Below are 19,709 nucleotides of genomic sequence, written 5' to 3'. Positions count from 1 at the left end.
GTGTTTTATGGAAGCGTATATTCCTGCCTTGGAAGGTGGGTCATTAATTGGTGCTGCTGCAGCTGTTTTATTAGTTTTGCTAGGACGAATAACGGGCGTGTCAGGTGTTTTGTTTTCGACAATGACGGGGCTATTGAAAGGCGACGTTAGTGACGATTTATGGCAAATTTGTTTTTGGTTGGCCTAGTGCTAGGTCCAATTATTGTTCATCAATTTGGAGGTTTACCGATACCTGATGCTCCAGAAGGCTCTATTACTCTAGCAATTGTAGCGGGCTTATTGGTGGGGTTTGGAATCAAGGTTGGTTCAGGCTGTACCAGTGGTCACGGAATATGCGGTATGGCGCGCTTATCTAAATGCTCGATTATTGCGACCTATACGTTTATGGCTGCGGGTTTTGTTACAGTATTTATCGTACGTCACGTGATGGGAGCTTAAGCATGAAAAATTTAGTTGGTTTGTTTGCTGGCATTTTATTTGGTGCTGGTTTGGCTTTATCTGGGATGACAGATACGCAAAAAGTTATTGGATTCTTAGATTTGTTCGGTGCATGGGATATTACGCTGATGTTCGTAATGGGAGGAGGATTGCTAGTGAGCTTCCCTGTTTATCAGTATATGAAGAATAAGCCTCGTCCAGTTTTTGACGAAGATTTACACTTACCATCGAAAACGATTATCGATAAAAGACTTATTGGTGGCGCGATATTGTTTGGTATTGGTTGGGCCTTATACGGATATTGCCCGGGATCGGCGATTTCGTCTTTGGCTTACGGGGATATGAATTCGATAATATTTGTCGTCACAATGACAGCTGGGATGCTGTTGTCTAAGCTTTTACCGACAGCCGATAAGGCCTAATATGAAAGTTGACCAAATCCAGATCGAACAACAATCTGTGGTTGTAGAGCGCTATCTTAAAGCGCTCTCTAACAAAAATAGACTGATGATTTTATGCTCATTGGTTGATGAAGAGCTCTCAGTTTCGGAAATTAACCGTAAGGTTAACTTGTCTCAATCTGCTTTGTCGCAACATTTAGCTTTGTTGCGAGAAGATGATTTTGTCGATACCGGAAAAGTCGGTCAATCCGTTATATATAGCATTAAAGACGATAAAGTATTGGCGCTCATACAGAGTTTTTATGCAATTTTTTGCAAGAATATATAGTTCATATATGGCCTTGTCATAACAAAACCTGACCAAATGGTTAATAAAAACAATGATTTAGTGATTTAAAGGTGTTATAGATGAGAACTATTTCGACTATGGCGCATTAATATTTCAGAAAAGTGACTATTTGGTCAAATAAGGTAGTTTTTGATCTAGAAATTGATTCGCAAAATCTGTAGCTTCTCGTCCCGTTCAAAATACAAAGTTCGTACTTTTGTTCTACTTTAGAGCACTAGTGCATAAAATTCCGCCGAACGAGGAAACGAAAATGCTAGAAAAGCTATTTAAGCTTCAAGAGCACCAAACAACAATTAAGGTAGAAATTGTAGCCGGCCTGACTACTTTCTTGACCATGTCTTATATTCTTTTTGCTAACCCAGACATCATGTCTGCAGCGGGTATGCCAAAAGAAGCAGTATTTACAGCAACTGCGGTTGCGGCAGCAGTAGGCTGTATCTTGATGGGTTTGTGGGCTAACTTCCCTGCAGGTCTTGCTCCAGGTATGGGTCTTAATGCGTTTTTCGCATTTGCCGTTGTTGGTGGCATGGGATACACGTGGGAACAGGCTCTTGCAGCAGTTTTGATTTCTGGTGTTATTTTCTTCTTGTTATCTGCATTCAAAATTCGTGAATGGATTCTTCATTCAATTCCGGGTTGTTTGCGTCACGGTATTACTGTTGGTATCGGCCTTTTCTTAACCATTATCGGTTTGAAGAACGCGGGTATTATTGCTGATCATCCTGCAACGCTTTTGACTTTAGGTGATCTTGCTTCTCCAGGTCCACTTCTAGCTGGCCTTGGTTTACTTCTTATTATTGCTTTGGATTACCGCAAAATTACTGGTTCTATTGTAATCAGCATGCTGGCGATCGCTATCGTCTCTTCGATTCTAGGTATTACTACATTCAGCGGCATTGTCGGTGAGCCTCACTCAATGTCAGAGCTTTTCTTCGCGCTAGACTTTAGCCGTGTACTAGAAGCAACAATGATTTCTGTAATCTTGGCGTTCGTCTTCGTCGACTTGTTCGATACTTCAGGTACTTTGATGGCGACAGCTTCTAAAGCAGGTCTTACTGATAAAGATGGCAAGTTCGACGCGATGGGGAAAGCAATGCTTGCTGACTCTACTGCGACAACTGCTGGTGCTGCATTAGGTGTTTCTTCGGTAACTACTTACGTTGAGTCAGGCGCTGGTATTGCTGCTGGTGGTAAGACGGGTCTTACAGCGGTTACAGTAGGTGTGTTGTTCTTGGCGGCGATGTTCTTCACGCCTCTATTAGATTTTGTTCCTGCATTCGCTACGGCACCTGCATTGATCTATGTTGGTCTAATGATGACTGCTGATATGCGTCACATTAACTGGGACGACATGACAAGCGCTGCGCCTGCATGGATTTGTGCAATCATGATGCCTTTTGGCTTCTCAATCTCTCACGGTATTGGCCTTGGTTTTGTTGCACACACAGTTCTCCAGTTGTTGACCGGTAAAACATCAGAGATTCGCCCAGCGGTTGCGCTAGTGTCGGTTCTTTATGTTCTAGGGATCGCAACAGGCGTTCTTTAACGATTATTTCGTTAACTCCTTATTGGCCGCAATTAGGTTGACCTAATTGCGGCTTTTTTTGTTGTCTTATATCTGTCTCTGTGGAGCGTGAAGAAAGAAGACATGCTTGATCGCGGGAATGGATGATTACATTATTAAACCAATTGATGCTGCTATTTTGACTCAGGCATTAGTAGATTGGTCGCTGGCTTAGGCTGTTGCTCTACTCATAAGGATTAGCCTACGCAGTAGCTGAGAAATCTTCTTGGCTTTTTATTCGGTCTATCCATTTTAGAATATTTGGGTAGTGATTTAGATCGAAGCCTCCTTCATGCGCTACATGCGTATATGCAAACAAGGAAATATCGCAGGTTGTTATCGAGTCTCCAGTCAAAAAAGGTGTATGCGTAAGTTGAGTCTCCATGATTCGAAGTGCTGAATTACCGCCTTCTTGTTTTGACTTGTATTCCTCCAGCCTTTCTTCGGGCAACCCAAGGTATTTGTTAATAAACCTTGCAACAGCAATATATGGTTCGTGGCTGTATTGTTCAAAAAACTGCCACTGATGCACTTTAGCTCGATGCCAGATATCGCTGGGGTATAGCGCGCTACCTTCGCATAGATAATCCAAGATGGCGTTCGACTCGCTAAGCGTCTCTCCTTGATCTGTTATGAGTAATGGAATCTTACCTGCAGGAGAAAGAGCTAGAAATTCTCTGGTTTTGGTTTCGCCCTTCAGAATGTCTATATGAATCCAATCATGCTCAATGTTGAGAAGCTGGCATGCTAGATGTAGTTTGTAACAGTTGCCTGAGTTAATATCTCCGTAGATCTTCATCTCATTTCCTTATGCGTTTACGATCATCTTAGTTTATCAATTTTCGTTTTAGTGAGTTAGTTAATGTCTCAGTGGAAGTCAGTACCTGATTTTTCGAACATCAAGTATGCACGTTATATCGTTCCAAATTTTGCTTCAAACACAGTTTGTATAGAGCTTAAAGAAGCTAAGGTTGTTGTAATTAGCCCTGGAAAGGCTCTGATCGATAGTTTTGCTGAAATGTACCCGGGTTTTGATGAGGTTTTAGGTGAGGGGTTGGAGATCGTTATGCCTAATGCCTATCATTTTTTAGGCGTTGCTTCTTGGCTTGAGCGCTTTCCAAAGGCGAAACTGTATGCGTCAGAACAAGCAAAGCCGCTTCTTGAAGGTAAGGGTGTTAGAAATATTAATGTCATTTCGGATGGTGACTCTCTATTCGCCAGTGATTGTCAGTGGTTTGCGCCGCCTGGACATCGAGGTGGGGACTTGTGGTTAAGTGTTAGAGAGCAAGGCAAAGTCTGCTGGGTAACGTGCGATAGCTTTTTGAACTACCCGCGGATGTCGAATCAGCCAATAGCGCGTTTTACTCAAAAGATAATGGGTGCAGCCCCTGGTTTAAAATTGAGTCGAGTGATCAAATATTTATTGCTCACGAACCGGAAGAGTTTCAAAAGATGGTGTTTAGATATGATTCATCAGGAACGCCCAGTTGCGCTGCTTCCTTCGCATGGTGATCCGATGTTAAGTGCCGAACTTGCGGATGAGCTTGAACGGCTTGTACTATCGAGGCTTTAGTCTATATGCTGAGCTAGAGCCCAAGCTACATGCTCGCGGACCATGCCGTCTTCATGATTTTCGTGAGCTTTTAGCGCTTCAATAACTTCGATTGATGTTGGTGCGTTGCCTAGTGCAACTGCAATATTTCGTAGCCAGCCATGATAGCCAGTACGTCTTATTGCTGAACCTTCTGTTTTTGCTAAGAATTCACTTTCTGTCCAACCAAATAAGCTGACTAAAGTTGCTTTGTCTAGTTCGTGTCGTGGGGTGAAATCGTCTTGGTCGCTATGTTGAGCGAATTTATTCCATGGGCAAACAAGCTGGCAGTCATCACAGCCAAATATTCGGTTGCCCATGTCTTTGCGAAATTCGAGCGGGATTTCTGATTTGTTCTCTATCGTGAGATAAGAAATGCAACGTCGAGCATCAAGCTCATAGGGTGCGGTGAAGGCTTTTGTTGGGCATATGTCTAAGCATGCAGTGCAGCGGCCGCAATGTTCTTTCTCATAGCTGGGTGTGATGGGCAGTGCGAGGTTGGTGTATATCTCGCCGAGAAAAAACCAAGAGCCTGCCTCTCTATGAATAATCATTGTATTCTTGCCGAACCAACCCAAGCCGGAGCGCTGGGCTATCGCGCGTTCTAATACTGGAGCGCTGTCGACAAATGCTCTGAAATTTAGATCTAACTCGCTCTTCGTTCTAACAAAGTGGATAAGATGTTTCAGTCGATTTCGAATGAGTTTGTGGTAGTCGCGTCCTAATGTATATCGACTGATGTAAGCGCGGTTTTTATCTTCTAGTTGTTCTAACGCGTGGCCAGCTGACTCTGGTAGATAATTCATTCTGACCGATATTACGCGAAGCGTTCCGTCTATCAATTCATCGGGTTTCCAGCGTTTACTTCCGTGGCTATGCATGTAATCAAGGGCGCCGTGATGCCCTTTATCTATCCAGTCTTGATAATGCTGGATATGTTCGCCTAAGTCTGTTGACGTGACTCCTAAGGCTTGAAAGCCAAGGCGTTCTGATTCGCTGCGTATTTCGATTAGCAGCTTGTTGAGCGCATCTGAGGTGTCAATGGGATTGGTCATGAGTATCGTGACATGATGTTAAGTGAACAAACGGAAGTGCTTTGCTAAGCTTAACAGATATATAGTGTTTGAACTTAATGCGATTTCTATTTCGAAGTTGCAGTTATTAATTTTGTTAGTTTAGCACTCAGTTTTTGCTAGTTTGGGAATGACTTTTTTCATGCAAATTCCTCTCGCTGATGAACATGCTACGGATCGATTTGGAAAGGGCCTCGCAGAAGTTCTGCTTGATTCTGATTCTGCATTAACGGTTGTTTATTTGATTGGCGATCTTGGCGCCGGGAAAACAACACTTGTTCGTAGCATATTGCGCGGTCTTGGTCATGAAGGAAGTGTGAAGTCTCCAACGTACACGCTCGTTGAAGAGTATGAGCCTAAAGGATTGAAGGTTTATCATTTTGACCTTTATCGCTTGGCAGACCCAGAAGAACTCGAGTTTATGGGGATGCGCGATTTTCTTAATCCAGATCTATGTGAACAAGATCGAATCTTTTGCTTTGTGGAGTGGCCGGCACGGGGTGAAGGGCTTTTGCCTAAAGCAGACGTAACCCTTTCGATGAATATTGAAGCTGAAAGTCGCTGCTGTGAGTTGTTAGTTGCTGAACATTCTGCTTTTTCGGGTGTTGATTTCGATGTTCTTATAGCGGGGAGCCGCTGATGCGATTTGTTTTTTCTAGAATGGCCCATTACGTATGCTTATGTTTTGTGCTCGGCTTTTGGTCGCACAGTGCATTTGCGGCCAATATAGCAATCAATGATGCGAGGTTATGGAATGCGCCTGACCATTCTCGTTTAGTATTTGATCTTGGTGGTTCGACGTCACACAAGTTGATGACATTGAATAATCCTCCACGTGTTGTTTTAGATATTAAAAATGTAAAGAAGAATACTCGTTTTGACGCTGTTTCTTTGGAAGGCTCTCCTATTAAAAAAATAAGGAGTGCTGTAAGGAATAACACTGACCTTAGAATTGTATTGGATCTAAAAGCTTCGGTAAAACCGAAAAGCTTTTTGCTCAAGCCGAATGAGAGCTACGGAGATCGTTTGGTTGTTGATCTTTATCTTTCGAAGGTAAAAGAATATAAGCCTGTTAAGCAAATAAATAGCTCAGGTGGCAAACGTGATGTGATCGTTGTGATTGATCCTGGTCACGGCGGAGAGGACCCTGGTGCGATCGGGCCGGGTAAGGTTCGTGAGAAAAACGTGGTGCTTTCAATCTCTAAGGAATTGGCCAGGCAGATTAATGCCGTTAAAGGTTATCGGGCCTATTTAACGCGCGAGAGCGATTATTTTATAGGGCTACGAAAGCGCACGGAGATCGCTCGAAAGCGTAACGCCGATTTATTTGTCTCTGTGCATGCCGATGCTTTTACAAGACCTCAAGCTAATGGGGCGTCTGTTTTCGCGCTGTCGAAGAAAGGGGCTTCAAGTGAGGCGGCTCGCTGGCTCGCCAAACGTGAGAATGCATCTGACTTGATTGGTGGTAGCGGCGTGAATCTCGGTGATCACGATGACATGCTAGCGTCTGTTTTGTTGGATCTCAGCTCTACCGCAAGCCTAAGGGCAAGTTTATCAGTGGGTGATCGTGTGCTTCAGTCTTTGGGGGGAGTCGCCCGTCTTCACAAGCGGCAGGTCGAACAGGCCGGTTTTATGGTCTTAAAGTCCCCCGACATCCCATCAATTTTAGTTGAGACGGGTTTTATCTCGAATCCTACAGAATCTCGTCGTTTGAATACTCGTAGTTACCAAAGAAAGATTGCTGGCTCGATCTCTAAGGGCGTTAAATCTTATTTTTCAGATCAACCTCCAATTGGTACTTGGCTAGCTTCAAATCAATCTAAGTCAGGTAGTTCATATACGGTTAAAAAGGGCGATACTCTATCGCAGATTGCGCACAATAATGCGGTGAGTATTAAGAGTCTTCGGAAACTTAATAAACTTAATTCAGACGTTTTATGGGTTGGTCAGCGACTTAAACTTCCTAATTCTTAATAACTATCGGTTATTAAGCGAATAACAGCGTGTTAAACTCTCTGCTTTACCTCTCCGTTAGTTTCATATGTCAAAAATACAAAAGTTATCTCCTCGACTCGCTAACCAGATTGCTGCAGGAGAAGTTGTTGAAAGACCTGCATCCGTAGTGAAAGAGCTGCTCGAAAACTCTTTAGATGCAGGTTGTCATCGAATTCAGGTGACCGTTGAGGGCGGTGGAGTTAAGCGAATATGTATTCGAGATGATGGTTATGGCATTGAAAAAGAAGACCTTCCTTTAGCGCTTAGCCGCCATGCAACTAGCAAAATACTATCTTTGGATGATCTTGAGGCCGTTGCAACACTTGGGTTTCGTGGTGAGGCTTTAGCCAGTGTTAGCTCTGTGTCGCGATTGCAGCTCAGTTCAAAAACTGAGGGCGCGGACGAAGCTTGGACGGTGGAGACGGAAGGACGCGATATGGTCGCGAATATTAGTCCTGCGGCACACAATCGCGGTACTACGGTTGATGTTCGAGATTTATTCTTCAACACGCCTGCACGCCGTAAGTTTTTGCGCACTGAAAAGACGGAATTCAATCATTTGGAGGAAGTCGTCAAACGGCAAGCTTTGGGGCGATTTGATGTTGGGTTTGATCTGTCTCACAACGGTAAGCCGGTGCATAGTTTGCGCCCTGCGATCACATTAAGAGATAAAGAGCAGCGTGTGGCGAGTTTGTGCGGTAAGCCGTTTATGGAAAACGCTGTAGAGATTGATGTCGAGGCGTCAGGGTTAAAACTATGGGGCTGGGTCGCGCTGCCAACGTTCTCTCGAAGTCAGGCGGATTTGCAGTACTTTTTCGTGAATGGGCGCGTGATTCGTGATCGCTTGGTTAGTCATGCTGTTAAGCAAGCATATAGGGATGTGCTTTATCACGGCCGACATCCAGCCTTTGTACTGTATTTAGAATTGGATCCAGCTCTTGTTGATGTGAATGTGCATCCTACGAAGCATGAAGTTCGTTTTCGTGACGGGCGCTTAGTGCACGATTTCATATTCAGAAGCTTGCATCGCGCGTTAGCGGATGTTCGTCCTGACGAGTATATGCGCGAAGAGCAAAGCGCAAGTAGAGTTGCTGAGAGTGAGGCGATTCACCAGGAGACAGGCTTAGCTGCGCAACCCGGTTATAATAGTCAAACCCGCATGCCATTGTCCGTGCCAAGTTCGAATACGGGGGCTGCGTTTCAACCGCAGTTTATTCCAAATAATCCCGCTCAAAGTGAAGTGTGCACGGCCTTAGATGGGATGAGTTCTCTGTATGGTGGTTTGAAGCCAGATTTGCCAGTGCTGTCTAATACTGTTGACGTATCTAATAATGCCGAAGATCATCCTTTAGGCTTCGCGATTGCTCAGCTTCATGGCGTTTATATTCTCGCTCAAAACAGTTCGGGCTTAATAATTGTTGATATGCACGCTGCGCATGAACGCATTACTTACGAAAAGATGAAGTCCGATTTTTACGGCGCGGGTATTCAATCTCAGCCACTGCTTGTTCCGATGTCGATTGCTGTCAGTACTAGGGAAGCAGATGTTGCTGAAGATTGTGCTGTGGAGCTCCAACGATTCGGGTTGAGAGTTGAGCGGGCTGCACCTGAATCTCTAGTGATTCGTGAAGTCCCTGTGATTCTGCAAAAAACAGACATGGTTCAGCTTGTACGAGACGTCTTGAGCGACATGATTGGCTACGGGCAGTCTGATCAGCTTGAAGCAAAAGCAAACGAGTTGATGGGGACAATGGCTTGTCATGGTTCTGTTCGGGCAAACCGAGTTTTGACGATAAGTGAGATGAATGCGCTGCTGCGTGACATGGAAGAGACCGAACGTAGTGGTCAGTGTAATCACGGTCGACCAACTTGGACGACTTTGTCGATACCTGAATTAGATAAGCTATTCTTACGTGGTCGATAGTTTCACTACTAGGGTTTCTATGTCTTCGCTTCGTACTATGCCGCCGGCTATTTTTCTAATGGGGCCGACAGCTTCAGGTAAAACCGATTTGGCTATAGCGCTGCGCAAGATATTGCCGGTGGAGCTTGTCAGTGTTGATTCAGCGCTCGTATTTAAAGATATGAATATCGGCACCGCGAAGCCGAGTGAGAGTGAGTTGCTGCAAGCGCCTCATCGTTTGATTGATATTATCGACCCTGCCGAGTCTTATTCTGTCGCACGTTTTTATGATGATGCGCTCAGAGAGATGAATGATATCGTTGCAGCGGGAAAAGTACCGCTTCTTGTCGGCGGGACGATGATGTATTTCAAGGTGTTAAAAGAAGGTATTGCTTCTATGCCTTCGGCTGATCAATCTGTGCGTGACTCAATTAATGCCTTGGCTGCGGAGAAAGGCTGGCCTTTTGTACATGAAGAGCTGGCTAAGGTTGATCCTGACTCGGCTAAACGTATTAAGCCAAATGATTCCCAGCGTCTTCAGCGAGCAATGGAAGTATACAGGGTTAGTGGTCGAACTTTGACTGAGCATTGGAGTGACCAAAAACAAGTCGGATCGGGTGTAGTTAATGGAGCTGGCAGTCATGATGGCGCGAGTTTACCTCCTATTTCGTTCGAGATTTTGCCGTTTGCGATTGCGCCAAGTGATCGAAAGTTGCTTCATAAAAGAATTGAACTAAGGTTTCGCGGTATGCTCGAGGCAAATTTTCAGCAAGAGGTCGAAACTTTACGAGCGCGAGGTGATCTAAGTTTGGACTTGCCCTCTATGCGTTGTGTGGGTTATAGACAAATGTGGGAATATTTGGATGGTACCTACGACTACAATACGATGATAGAAAAGGGGGTCGTGGCAACACGCCAATTAGCTAAGCGACAGTTAACGTGGTTGAGAGCTTGGCGGGATATTGTCTGGCTAGAAACTGGCGCGAAAAATAATATTGAGATAGTGTTGAAAAGTTTTAACGCGGCCTCATTTAACAACTAAACGTAAGATTGACTATAATTGCGTTAAATATTTAAAAAAAACGGGAGATTACAATAATGTCTAAGGGGCACTCACTTCAAGATCCATATTTAAATGCACTCCGTAAAGAGCGCATACCAGTATCTATCTTCTTGGTAAATGGTATCAAGTTACAAGGTCAAATCGAGTCTTTCGATCAGTTCGTTATCTTACTTAAAAACACTGTTAGCCAAATGGTGTATAAGCATGCCATTTCTACTGTTGTACCTGCGCGTAATGTGCGTATGCCGTCAATGGATGAAGAAGCGGGTTCATAGGTAATACTCCATTGGAAATTGGTATTTTCTCGTTAGTCTTTAAGCTCTGCCGTGTTTGATAGACCAGATGCGGGAGAGCGAGCTGTTCTCGTCCACTTAGACTTTCCAAATGAAAATGACCGTGAAGATGCGCAGGAGTTTCGTGAACTTGTGCGTTCGGCAGGTGTTGAGCCTGTTGGGATCGTTACCGGTAGTCGATCGCAACCCAGTGCGCGTTTTTTTGTAGGTTCCGGAAAGTTAGAAGAAATAATTACGGAAAAAGCAGTAACCGACGCTGATGTGGTGTTGTTCAATCACGCTCTCTCGCCTAGTCAGCAGCGTAACCTTGAGGGCTCCCTTGAGTGTAGAGTGATCGATCGGACTGGTGTGATCCTTGACATCTTTGCGCAGCGTGCTCGTACTCACGAAGGCAAGTTGCAGGTAGAGCTTGCGCAGTTAGAGTATATATCAACGCGTTTGATTCGTGGCTGGACTCACTTAGAGCGTCAAAAGGGTGGGATCGGTTTACGTGGTCCGGGTGAAACGCAGCTTGAAACTGATCGGCGTCTCCTACGTGGACGTATTAAAGCATTAACGGGGCGTCTTGAAAAAGTACGCAAACAGCGAGACCAGGGTCGCAGATCTCGTACTCGAGCTGAAATTCCCACGATTTCTTTGGTGGGCTACACCAATGCCGGTAAATCGACATTATTTAACCGGCTGACAGACTCGGGTGTTTATGCCGCTGATCAGTTGTTCGCAACACTAGATCCAACACTTAGGCGTATTGATTTTCCCGATATTGGTCGTGCCATTTTGGTAGATACGGTCGGGTTCATACGGCATTTACCTCACAAGTTAGTGGATGCGTTCAGAGCAACGCTAGAAGAAACAATATCGGCTACGCTTTTGCTGCATGTTATAGACGGTGCTGATTCAAGAAGGTTGGACAATATAGAGGCAGTCGAACAAGTTTTAGATGAAATAGGCGCGGGCGATGTTAAGGTCCTCCGAGTCTATAACAAGATCGATTTGTTGGACGATGGCGTAAGTAGAATTGATCGCGATGAAGATGGTGCTCCTGTAAGAGTGTGGTTGTCAGCAAACTCGGGAGAGGGAACTGATTTATTGTTTGATGCAGTCGCTGAGTTGTTAAGCGATGAGGTTATGCACTGCATACTTCGACTTCGCCCAGAGCAAGGTCGGCTCAGAGCGATGTTATTTGAGTCAAATCATGTCATTCAGGAAGAGTATGATGATAAAGGGATGGCACGTGTTGAAGTTCGTTTGCAGACCAGCGATTTTGAAAGAATGCTTAAACGCTGCAATGTTCCGCGCGCGGATTTGCTGATTGATAGGCTGTAAGAGAGCTCAGAACTTTCTGACTAAGATTTCATAATAAGGAGCATTCTGTTTGCTTGCTCCTTTTGGCGTAGCGATTTACGATTGCTGTGAATGTTTTAAATTAAAACTGATGACGACAACGGGGTAATCTATGGCTTGGAATGAGCCGGGTAATTCTAATGGGAAAGACCCATGGGGTAATAATAATCGTGGTGGCAATCAAGGCCCGCCGGATTTAGATCAAGCGCTTAAACAATTGATGGACAAGCTAAACGGGCTGTTTGGCGGGTCAGGAAATGGCAATGGCGGTTCTGATAATAACGGTGGTAAGCAGGGCTTTGGCGGTATTGCTCTGGTTGGCTTAGTAGTGTTTGTTCTGTTTCTTGGCTGGAAATCGATTTATACGATCGATGAGCAACAACGGGGAGTTGTTTTATTCCTTGGTGAATACAGTCGAACACTTGATCCTGGTTTAAGAATTGTCATCCCTCTCGTCGAGCAGGTTATACCAGTTAACGTAACAAACGTTCGAAACGCTGAGCTGAAAGAAGAAATGCTCACGCAAGACGAGAACGTTGTTGCGATTGAGTTGAACGTTCAATACACGGTCCGAGATCCGGTATCGTTCGCTTTGCGTGTTGAGGATCCAGAGCGATCTCTGCAACATGCCGTTGAGTCGGCTCTTCGTCACGAAGTGGGTAGCACCAACCTAGATCCAATCTTAACTGAAGGGCGTGGTATTTTGGCAGACAGCACGAGAGAGCGTTTGCAAGATTATATGGATAACTATCAAACCGGCATTAACGTCAGTGTCGTTAACATCAAAGAAGCTAGAGCACCACAAGCTGTTCAAGCGGCGTTTGATGATGTTCAGAAAGCGAAGCTTGATAAAGAGCGTTTCGTAAACGAAGCAGAAGCTTATAAAAACACAGTTATTCCTGAAGCGCGGGGTAAGGCGCAACGTATGTTGCAAGAAGCAAGTGCATATCGTGATCAGGTTGTAGCAAAAGCTCAGGGTGAAGCCGATCGTTTTAAGGCCTTGCTTGTTGAATACAACAAGGCGCCTGAAGTAACCCGAGAACGTCTCTATATCGATGCGATCTCAGACGTATACGGCAATAGCAGTAAGGTTTTGATTGATGTTGAGGGCGGTAATAATATGATGTATCTGCCTCTGGATAAGATTATTTCTGAGCGATCAAACTCTGCACCATCTAGCGTGAGGTCTGACGCTAGCTCTTCTGATATTTCAGCAATCGCAGATCAAGTAATTGAAGAGATTAGATCTCGCAACTCGCGTTCATCAGCTAGGGAGGTGCGCTAATGTCTAAGTCAGTATTATCGTTAGTGGCGGTTCTTATCGCGATCGTCGTATTGTCGTCATCTCTGTATATCGTTGATGAGAGACAGGTTGCGATTAAACTTCAATTTGGTGAAATTGTTGAGTCAGATATTGGACCAGGTATTCACTTTAAGATGCCGTTTGTTCAGAATATTCGCAAATTCGACGCGCGTATTCTAACTCTCGATTCACGTCCTGAACGCTTCTTGACTGTTGGTAAAAAGTTCTTGATCGTTGATTCGTTTGTTAAGTGGCAGATCGAAGATGTCAGTGCTTATTACAAGGCGACAGCCGGCAACAGATGGCAAGCGACGACGCTTTTGTCTAACTCTACCAACAAAGGGCTTCGTGATGAGTTTGCTTCTCGTAGCTTGACTGAAGTTGTATCGGGTGAGCGTGATGAGCTCATGTCTGACATTACTACTAAGTTGAATGAGCAGACTTTGGCTGAATTTGGTATCCGAGTTTTAGATGTTCGCGTTAAGGGTATTGATCTACCGGAAGACTTATCTAAAGACGTATATCGCCGTATGTCGACAGAGCGTGAGCGTGAAGCACGTGAAACGCGGTCTCAGGGTCGCGAGTTGGCAGAAGGTATTCGCGCTGATGCGGATCGTGAGAAGGTTGTTATTGAGTCTGACGCGTACCGAGAGTCAGAAATCACACGTGGTGAGGGGGATGCAATTGCGGCATCCACTTACGCTGAAGCGTTCAATAAGAACCCAGAGTTCTATGCGTTTACGCGTAGCTTGCAAGCATATAAGGATACCTTTGCTAATAAAGAAGATGTCCTTTTATTAAAGCCTGATAGTGAGTTCTTCAAATACCTAAATCAGGCTAAATAGGCAAGTTCCTTACTCGTAAATCAATGAAAGAAGCACCTTAGGGTGCTTTTTTCATTTTTTGGCCTTTTTAATACCAACAACACCTTTTGTTGTTTTCAATTAAGCGTTAAAATCGCGCCCCTTTGCCTTTAACGAAATTAGACTTAGCTTAGATGGACTGGAATGATCTGTTCACAGCACTTTGTTTAGTGCTTGTAATTGAGGGCATTATGCCATTCTTGAATCCAAAAGCTTGGAAGCAAACCTTAGCATCGATTCTCAAAGCGAACGATAGAACCATAAGGAGCATTGCGTTAGTTTGCATGCTCGCAGGTCTACTGGGCGTGGTTTTGTTAAGGCAGTAATTTAATGTGTGTATCGACACGAGAAATACTATGAGTTTGACCGAACGTTGGATGTTGCCTGAGGGCGTTGACGAGCTGTTACCACCGGATGCATGGGCTCTTGAGAAAATGCGCCGTGAAATGCTAGATACATACTCAAGCTATGGATATGAATTAGTGTCTCCACCGCTTGTAGAGTTTCTTGAAAGTTTACTTACCGGTACTGGCAGTAAATTGGATTTGCAAACATTCAAAGTTACCGATCAACTGTCAGGGAGAACGCTCGGCATTCGCTCAGACATTACTACGCAAGCCGCTCGTATCGATGCGCACGTATTGAAAAACCATGACATTTCTCGTTTATGTTATGTCGATAGCGTGTTGCATACGCGTCCAGAACATACGATGACCAATCGAAGCCCAATGCAAATTGGATGCGAGCTTTTTGGGTCTGACAATGAAGCAGCAGACTTAGAAGTGATGTCTTTGATGCTAGAGACATTGACTATTGCAGAAGTCTCAAAGGTTCATGTGGACTTGGCGCACGTTGGTATATATCGTGGCTTGATGACTTCAGCTGAGCTCCCGAGAGAACTAGAAGATCAAATTTTCAGCGCATTGAATCGCAAGTCAATTCCCGAGCTTGATACGCTAGCCGCTGAACATAAGTTGCCGGTTATCGATATTATTCGCGAAATCGCTCTGCTTAGCGGCAGTATTGATGCCTTGTCGGAAGTGCGAAAAAGCATATCCCAGTACTCTGAATTAGCTAGTAACGAAACTTTAGATGCCGTTGATGCTTTGATGCGTTTTGCTGAGTTGGTTGGCGAGCGTTTCCCAGAAATTGAACTAGGCTATGATTTCTGCGAGTTACGAGGCTATGACTATCATACTGGCGTGATGTTCAGCGCATATACACCAAGCTTTGGATATGCATTGGCTAAAGGTGGACGATATGACTCCATCGGCGCTGAATTTGGTGAATCTCGCCCAGCAACCGGTTTTAGTGCAGACTTAAAAACGCTCGTGCGTTTGCAGTCTCGTATTAGCACAATGAATTCAGGGGCGATTTTAGCTCCATACGGCACAGATAAAGCGTTGCTAGAGCGGATCGCTGATTTGCGACAGACGCAGCGTGTCGTGCAAAGCCTTTCAGAATCAGATGAGCAGACCTACGGTTGCTCTAAAAAACTTGCTCAAAGCCAAGACGGCCAGTGGGTAGTTGTTGAAATTTAATCGGTTACTTTAATGGTAACTTTCAGCTTTATTGCTAGAGAAATTGAAATATGGGTAAGAATGTTGTCATTTTAGGCACCCAATGGGGTGATGAGGGCAAAGGAAAAATCGTTGATCTTTTGACTGATCAGGTTACTGCGGTGGCGCGTTTTCAGGGTGGCCACAATGCGGGGCATACCTTGGTTATCGACGGCCAGAAGACGGTGCTTCACCTTATTCCATCTGGTATTTTGCGAGATGGTGTGACCTGCTTAATTGGCAACGGTGTTGTGCTAGCTCCCGATGCATTATTGAAAGAAATGCGCGGTCTTGAGGAAAACGGTGTTCCTGTTCGTGAACGTCTTAAATTGAGCTTAGCTTGTCCTTTGATTCTTCCTTATCACGTGGCACTTGATCAGGCGCGCGAAATTGCAAAAGGCGCCAATAAGATCGGCACGACAGGTCGCGGTATTGGCCCGGCCTATGAAGACAAAGTATCTCGTCGTGGTCTTCGCTTAGGTGATTTAGCAAACCCAGAAGCATTTGCTGAAAAACTAAAAGAGATCATGACTTATCACAACTTTGTATTAGAGAATTTCTATAAAGTTGAGCCTATCTCTTATGAGAAAACACTCGAAGAAACCCTTAAGATGGGCGAAGAGTTGCTGCCGCTAGCTGTTGATGTTACTGACGAGCTACATGCATATCGTGAACGTGGTGAGAATATTATGTTTGAAGGCGCGCAAGGTTCGCTTTTAGATATTGATCACGGAACATATCCTTTTGTTACGTCGTCTAATACAACCGCCGGTGGTACAGCAACTGGTAGCGGTTTTGGTCCAATGTATTTGGATTACGTTTTAGGGATTACTAAGGCGTACACGACTCGCGTAGGTTCGGGTCCATTCCCAACAGAGTTATTTGACGATAATGGTCGTCATCTAGCAGAGAAAGGTCATGAGTTCGGTGCAACCACGGGTCGTCCTCGTCGTTGCGGTTGGTTTGATGCAGTAGGCTTACGTCACGCGATTCAAATTAACTCAGTTTCGGGTATTTGTCTGACCAAGTTGGACGTGCTCGACGGTCTTGAGACTATTAAAGTTTGCGTCGCATACAAAACAAAAGCTGGTGAAAATATATCTCGTCCGCCACTTGATGGAGAAGGCTACGATGATCTAGAACCGGTGTATGAAGAGCTTTCGGGGTGGTCTGAAAGCACGCTTGGGGCGAAGACCTTAGAAGAGCTCCCAGCTAACGCTCAATCATATATCAAGTACCTAGAAGGTAAGATTCAGGCGCCGATTGACATTGTGTCAACAGGCCCAGATCGCGTAGAAACGATTGTTCTTCGCCATCCTTTTGACTAAGCCCTCGGCTGTCTTGTATAAAAAACCGCTCAATGAGCGGTTTTTTATTGTCTGCAAATTTTCAGAATGAATTATTTTGGCTTGCTTGCGACCAGTGTTGCACGCAAAGGTGCAGGGTAGCCTTCTACGGTTAGATTTGGATTGGTTGGGTCAAGGAAGTCGGCTAGAGACTGAAAGTCCATCCACTCGGTTGCGCGCTGTTCGTCTAGGCTGGTTTGATCTAGATCTACACACTTAATGTCGGTAAAGCCGGCGCGTCGAAGCCATAGTTCTAAGGTTGGAACGCTTGGAAGATACCAAACATTTCGCATCATAGCGTATCGGTCCTCTGGCATTAATGAATAGCCAAGTTCGCCTTCGACTACTAATGTCTCTAATACGAGCTCGCCACCAGGTTTCAACGCCCCTTTAAGTTCATAAAGGTGGTCGATAGGTGACTTACGATGGTAAAGCACCCCCATCGAAAATACGGTATCAAAGTGTTCTAGTTGAGGGTGGACGTCCTCCATCTTTATCGGTAGTAAATGTATCGGTGCATCTCGGCCACAATACTTCTTAATTGCGTTGAATTGCATTAGGAATAGATAGCTGGGGTCAATGCCAATAACGCGGTTTGCTCCCTCACCAAGCATTCTCCAACAGTGATATCCTGAGCCACATCCCACGTCCAATACATTTTTATTCGCGAGCGGACTAATATGAGGACTAACTCGGTCCCACTTCCAATCAGAGCGCCATTCGGTATCAATGTGAGTATTGAATAATTCAAATGGGCCTTTTCGCCATGGCCGAAGCTTTACTAATGCATCATAGAGTTGCTCTTGGGTGGTTGCATCGATTGATGCATTGGCACCCACGCGTGACGAGTTGATGTGAGTGGTTTCGGGATTAATAGCCGGAAGGTTGTCGAGCGCGTCTATCCAGCGCTGCATGTCGCCATGAGGCTTCTCGTATAGCTTTTGCTTCAGCAATAGTTCTAGAGAGGGAACCCAGTTCTTGAGGCGTTTATGGCCTTGCATGTACGTGATGAGATCACCAAATACCTGGTCATAATTCATTTTATTTAGCCTTTATAGCGAGCATCGAGAAGAAATTAAAGCACTGATACCAAGTGAAGGTGTTTTCGAAGCCCGCGTTTCGTAGTCGAGAGTAATGTGTACTTTCCGAGTCTGTGAGAAGAACTTTTTCGATAGCATTACGTTTTTGACTGATTTCGAGGTCGCTATAGCCATTTGCCTTTTTAAATAGCCAGTGCAACTCTTGCTGTTCTAGTTGTTCCTGCTCCTCATTGAAATGTAGTTTTTCGGACAAGATCAATACACCACCTGGAACTAGCGCCGCATAAATTTTATCCAGGAGGGCTTGGCGGTCCTCTGGGACAAGAAATTGAAGAGTGAAGTTCATTGTTACTACCGAGCATGGTTTGAAAGAGATATTTTGAATGTCATCTCCAACAAGACTGACCGGCGTCGGATGGTTGTCTAGTTCGATATAATGCCCGCAGCGCTCAATCATTGAAGGTGAGTTGTCGATGCCAACAATCTCGGATAGAACGCCTCCACCGTGGCGCATTGCTAATGTTGCCGCACCAAGGGAGCAGCCCAGGTCGTAACCAAGTGTATCAGGTTGTGCGTAGCGCTCAGTAATTAAACTAATCATCGGGATGATAGTTTTATAACCCGGTACTGAACGCTGGATCATATCGGGAAAAACGCGAGCCACTGCTTCATCAAACTTAAAATCGTTCACACGATTAAGTGGTGATGAGTATATGTCATCAGGTCCTGTTTTTTGATTGCTCATGCTTGTTTGACCGTATTAATCGGCACATTTAATCCCACGATTTTTGTAATCTACAAGCAGGCCTTGCATTTGATCGTCATGGTCGTTTTCTATGAATAAATATCCATTATGACAAGCAGAGCTTTGATGCGAAGGCTTCTGGGAAAGTCGGTAGTTAACATCTTCTTCCGGGATGTAGATGACTTTATAGTCGGCTAATGAATACTGCTCTGGCTCATTGCTTACGTGGACGATCTTTCCTTGCCAGTCTAGTACGCCTACTGTGCCTGCAATGCTGATAAAAATAGCAAACACTAAAGTGCGCATGCTGACCGTATCGTTGTTCGAAGTTTGTGTGTCGCTCATTGTTACTCAATTGAAAAACTATTTCGGAGGATTGTAGAACTTAGGGAGCAAGTTGCAATGGGTTTTCGTGTAATAGTGATAGTTGTTCACGAAGCTCTAGGATGTGCTCGGACCAATACCGTTCAGCGTTAAACCAAGGAAAGTGCATTGGGAATGCGGGATCTTGCCAACGACGAGCTAACCAAGCTGCGTAGTTCATTAGACGCAAGGTTCTTAGTACTTCAATGAGTCTAAGTTCTTTGAGTTCGAAGTTAGCGAATTGTTCGTAACCCTCAAGAAACTCTGATAGGAGTGAAGTTTGCTGAGTGCGATCTCCCGATAATAAGAGCCAGATATCTTGAATGGCTGGCCCCATAAGGCAGTCGTCAAAATCGACGAAGTGCGCAAGGTCATCTCGCCAAAGAATGTTACCCATATGGCAATCGCCGTGTATGCGCAAGAAACTAGGGTCGGCTTCATCCCAAATTGATTCCATTAGGCTAATTAAGTCATTG

At 44.8% G+C, this 19,709-nt stretch carries 22 protein-coding genes and 1 pseudogene; 17 read left to right on the top strand and 6 right to left on the bottom strand.

The annotated features are described in order from the left end of the window. The 5 genes and pseudogenes from A3762_RS28905 to A3762_RS17940 form a co-directional block, all read left to right on the top strand. A pseudogene (locus A3762_RS28905) lies at positions 1-187 on the top strand (YeeE/YedE family protein); the annotation flags it as partial. Beyond that, entirely contained in the window at positions 160-438 is a 279-nt protein-coding gene (locus tag A3762_RS28900; RefSeq protein WP_369820649.1) for a YeeE/YedE family protein, read from the top strand. The pseudogene A3762_RS28905 and the gene A3762_RS28900, both read left to right, overlap by 28 nt. Positions 439-440: 2 nt before the next feature. Beyond that, entirely contained in the window at positions 441-860 is a 420-nt protein-coding gene (locus tag A3762_RS17950; RefSeq protein ID WP_068756949.1) for a DUF6691 family protein, read from the top strand. A 1-nt stretch (position 861) separates the two neighbouring features. Continuing rightward, positions 862-1,167 (top strand): helix-turn-helix transcriptional regulator, encoded by a 306-nt coding sequence (locus A3762_RS17945; RefSeq protein ID WP_068756948.1) that lies wholly within the window; start codon positions 862-864, stop codon positions 1,165-1,167. A 271-nt stretch (positions 1,168-1,438) separates the two neighbouring features. Next, entirely contained in the window at positions 1,439-2,734 is a 1,296-nt protein-coding gene (locus tag A3762_RS17940; RefSeq protein ID WP_068756946.1) for an NCS2 family permease, read from the top strand. A gap of 220 nt (positions 2,735-2,954) precedes the next feature. On the opposite strand, the gene A3762_RS17935 is transcribed toward A3762_RS17940, so the two are convergent. After that, on the bottom strand, positions 2,955-3,551 hold the full coding sequence (locus tag A3762_RS17935; protein WP_068756943.1) for a glutathione S-transferase family protein: 597 nt from the start codon (positions 3,549-3,551) through the stop codon (positions 2,955-2,957). A 63-nt stretch (positions 3,552-3,614) separates the two neighbouring features. On the opposite strand from A3762_RS17935, the gene A3762_RS17930 reads away from it, so the two are divergent. Next, positions 3,615-4,325: a hypothetical protein gene (locus tag A3762_RS17930; protein WP_068756941.1), complete on the top strand. Its 711-nt coding sequence runs from the start codon at positions 3,615-3,617 to the stop codon at positions 4,323-4,325. Here the strand turns inward: A3762_RS17930 and queG are convergent. Then, positions 4,322-5,398 (bottom strand): tRNA epoxyqueuosine(34) reductase QueG, encoded by a 1,077-nt coding sequence (queG, locus tag A3762_RS17925; protein WP_068756939.1) that lies wholly within the window; start codon positions 5,396-5,398, stop codon positions 4,322-4,324. The genes A3762_RS17930 and queG overlap by 4 nt on opposite strands. A gap of 160 nt (positions 5,399-5,558) precedes the next feature. On the opposite strand from queG, the gene tsaE reads away from it, so the two are divergent. The 11 genes from tsaE (at position 5,559) to A3762_RS17870 (ending at position 17,067) form a co-directional block, all read left to right on the top strand. Then, positions 5,559-6,056: a tRNA (adenosine(37)-N6)-threonylcarbamoyltransferase complex ATPase subunit type 1 TsaE gene (tsaE, locus tag A3762_RS17920; protein ID WP_197469364.1), complete on the top strand. Its 498-nt coding sequence runs from the start codon at positions 5,559-5,561 to the stop codon at positions 6,054-6,056. Continuing rightward, complete coding sequence (locus A3762_RS17915; RefSeq protein WP_156493566.1) at positions 6,056-7,390, top strand: N-acetylmuramoyl-L-alanine amidase; 1,335 nt, start codon at positions 6,056-6,058, stop codon at positions 7,388-7,390. Before tsaE ends, A3762_RS17915 begins: the two co-directional genes overlap by 1 nt. A gap of 67 nt (positions 7,391-7,457) precedes the next feature. Then, a complete protein-coding gene (gene mutL, locus A3762_RS17910) occupies positions 7,458-9,335 on the top strand; it encodes a DNA mismatch repair endonuclease MutL (RefSeq protein ID WP_068756936.1) in 1,878 nt (625 codons plus the stop codon). Between the two features lie 19 nt (positions 9,336-9,354). Next, a complete protein-coding gene (gene miaA, locus A3762_RS17905) occupies positions 9,355-10,356 on the top strand; it encodes a tRNA (adenosine(37)-N6)-dimethylallyltransferase MiaA (protein ID WP_068756934.1) in 1,002 nt (333 codons plus the stop codon). 56 nt (positions 10,357-10,412) lie between these two features. Then, positions 10,413-10,652, top strand: a complete 240-nt coding sequence (gene hfq / locus A3762_RS17900; protein ID WP_068481635.1) for an RNA chaperone Hfq — start codon at positions 10,413-10,415, stop codon at positions 10,650-10,652. Positions 10,653-10,703: 51 nt separating this feature from the next. After that, positions 10,704-11,996, top strand: coding sequence for a ribosome rescue GTPase HflX (hflX, locus tag A3762_RS17895; protein ID WP_068756932.1), 1,293 nt, complete (start codon positions 10,704-10,706; stop codon positions 11,994-11,996). Positions 11,997-12,126: 130 nt separating this feature from the next. Continuing rightward, positions 12,127-13,299: an FtsH protease activity modulator HflK gene (gene hflK, locus A3762_RS17890; protein WP_068756930.1), complete on the top strand. Its 1,173-nt coding sequence runs from the start codon at positions 12,127-12,129 to the stop codon at positions 13,297-13,299. Continuing rightward, on the top strand, positions 13,299-14,162 hold the full coding sequence (gene hflC, locus A3762_RS17885) for a protease modulator HflC (RefSeq protein ID WP_068481644.1): 864 nt from the start codon (positions 13,299-13,301) through the stop codon (positions 14,160-14,162). Before hflK ends, hflC begins: the two co-directional genes overlap by 1 nt. Before the next feature lie 152 nt (positions 14,163-14,314). After that, complete coding sequence (locus A3762_RS17880) at positions 14,315-14,506, top strand: DUF2065 domain-containing protein (RefSeq protein ID WP_068756928.1); 192 nt, start codon at positions 14,315-14,317, stop codon at positions 14,504-14,506. 30 nt (positions 14,507-14,536) lie between these two features. After that, complete coding sequence (locus A3762_RS17875) at positions 14,537-15,721, top strand: ATP phosphoribosyltransferase regulatory subunit (RefSeq protein WP_068756926.1); 1,185 nt, start codon at positions 14,537-14,539, stop codon at positions 15,719-15,721. A 50-nt stretch (positions 15,722-15,771) separates the two neighbouring features. After that, positions 15,772-17,067 carry an adenylosuccinate synthase gene (locus A3762_RS17870; RefSeq protein ID WP_068756924.1) on the top strand — a complete coding sequence of 432 codons (1,296 nt, stop codon included), beginning with the start codon at positions 15,772-15,774 and terminating at the stop codon, positions 17,065-17,067. 71 nt (positions 17,068-17,138) lie between these two features. Here A3762_RS17870 and cmoB read toward each other — a convergent pair whose 3' ends face one another. The 4 genes from cmoB to A3762_RS17850 form a co-directional block, all read right to left on the bottom strand. After that, positions 17,139-18,125: a tRNA 5-methoxyuridine(34)/uridine 5-oxyacetic acid(34) synthase CmoB gene (cmoB, locus tag A3762_RS17865; protein ID WP_068756923.1), complete on the bottom strand. Its 987-nt coding sequence runs from the start codon at positions 18,123-18,125 to the stop codon at positions 17,139-17,141. Position 18,126: 1 nt separating this feature from the next. Next, complete coding sequence (cmoA, locus tag A3762_RS17860) at positions 18,127-18,870, bottom strand: carboxy-S-adenosyl-L-methionine synthase CmoA (protein WP_068756920.1); 744 nt, start codon at positions 18,868-18,870, stop codon at positions 18,127-18,129. A 15-nt stretch (positions 18,871-18,885) separates the two neighbouring features. Continuing rightward, the gene (locus tag A3762_RS17855) at positions 18,886-19,215 is read right to left on the bottom strand and encodes a kinase (protein ID WP_156493565.1); all 330 of its coding nucleotides are present in this window, start codon (positions 19,213-19,215) and stop codon (positions 18,886-18,888) included. 40 nt (positions 19,216-19,255) lie between these two features. Next, positions 19,256-19,709: serine/threonine protein kinase (locus A3762_RS17850; protein WP_156493564.1), on the bottom strand; the 454-nt coding region annotated here is incomplete at its 5' end.

The sequence above is a fragment of the Oleiphilus sp. HI0125 genome (assembly GCF_001635355.1).
This window is presented reverse-complemented; position numbering and strand designations above follow the sequence as displayed.

Coding starts and splice junctions, on each gene's coding strand:
- A3762_RS28900 (WP_369820649.1), top strand. CDS start 160: ATGGCAAATTTGTTTTTGGTTGGCCTAGTGCTAGGTCCAATTATTGTT.
- A3762_RS17950 (WP_068756949.1), top strand. CDS start 441: ATGAAAAATTTAGTTGGTTTGTTTGCTGGCATTTTATTTGGTGCTGGT.
- A3762_RS17945 (WP_068756948.1), top strand. CDS start 862: ATGAAAGTTGACCAAATCCAGATCGAACAACAATCTGTGGTTGTAGAG.
- A3762_RS17940 (WP_068756946.1), top strand. CDS start 1,439: ATGCTAGAAAAGCTATTTAAGCTTCAAGAGCACCAAACAACAATTAAG.
- A3762_RS17935 (WP_068756943.1), bottom strand. CDS start 3,551: ATGAAGATCTACGGAGATATTAACTCAGGCAACTGTTACAAACTACAT.
- A3762_RS17930 (WP_068756941.1), top strand. CDS start 3,615: ATGTCTCAGTGGAAGTCAGTACCTGATTTTTCGAACATCAAGTATGCA.
- queG (WP_068756939.1), bottom strand. CDS start 5,398: ATGACCAATCCCATTGACACCTCAGATGCGCTCAACAAGCTGCTAATC.
- tsaE (WP_197469364.1), top strand. CDS start 5,559: ATGCAAATTCCTCTCGCTGATGAACATGCTACGGATCGATTTGGAAAG.
- A3762_RS17915 (WP_156493566.1), top strand. CDS start 6,056: ATGCGATTTGTTTTTTCTAGAATGGCCCATTACGTATGCTTATGTTTT.
- mutL (WP_068756936.1), top strand. CDS start 7,458: ATGTCAAAAATACAAAAGTTATCTCCTCGACTCGCTAACCAGATTGCT.
- miaA (WP_068756934.1), top strand. CDS start 9,355: ATGTCTTCGCTTCGTACTATGCCGCCGGCTATTTTTCTAATGGGGCCG.
- hfq (WP_068481635.1), top strand. CDS start 10,413: ATGTCTAAGGGGCACTCACTTCAAGATCCATATTTAAATGCACTCCGT.
- hflK (WP_068756930.1), top strand. CDS start 12,127: ATGGCTTGGAATGAGCCGGGTAATTCTAATGGGAAAGACCCATGGGGT.
- hflC (WP_068481644.1), top strand. CDS start 13,299: ATGTCTAAGTCAGTATTATCGTTAGTGGCGGTTCTTATCGCGATCGTC.
- A3762_RS17880 (WP_068756928.1), top strand. CDS start 14,315: ATGGACTGGAATGATCTGTTCACAGCACTTTGTTTAGTGCTTGTAATT.
- A3762_RS17875 (WP_068756926.1), top strand. CDS start 14,537: ATGAGTTTGACCGAACGTTGGATGTTGCCTGAGGGCGTTGACGAGCTG.
- A3762_RS17870 (WP_068756924.1), top strand. CDS start 15,772: ATGGGTAAGAATGTTGTCATTTTAGGCACCCAATGGGGTGATGAGGGC.
- cmoB (WP_068756923.1), bottom strand. CDS start 18,125: ATGAATTATGACCAGGTATTTGGTGATCTCATCACGTACATGCAAGGC.
- cmoA (WP_068756920.1), bottom strand. CDS start 18,870: ATGAGCAATCAAAAAACAGGACCTGATGACATATACTCATCACCACTT.
- A3762_RS17855 (WP_156493565.1), bottom strand. CDS start 19,215: ATGAGCGACACACAAACTTCGAACAACGATACGGTCAGCATGCGCACT.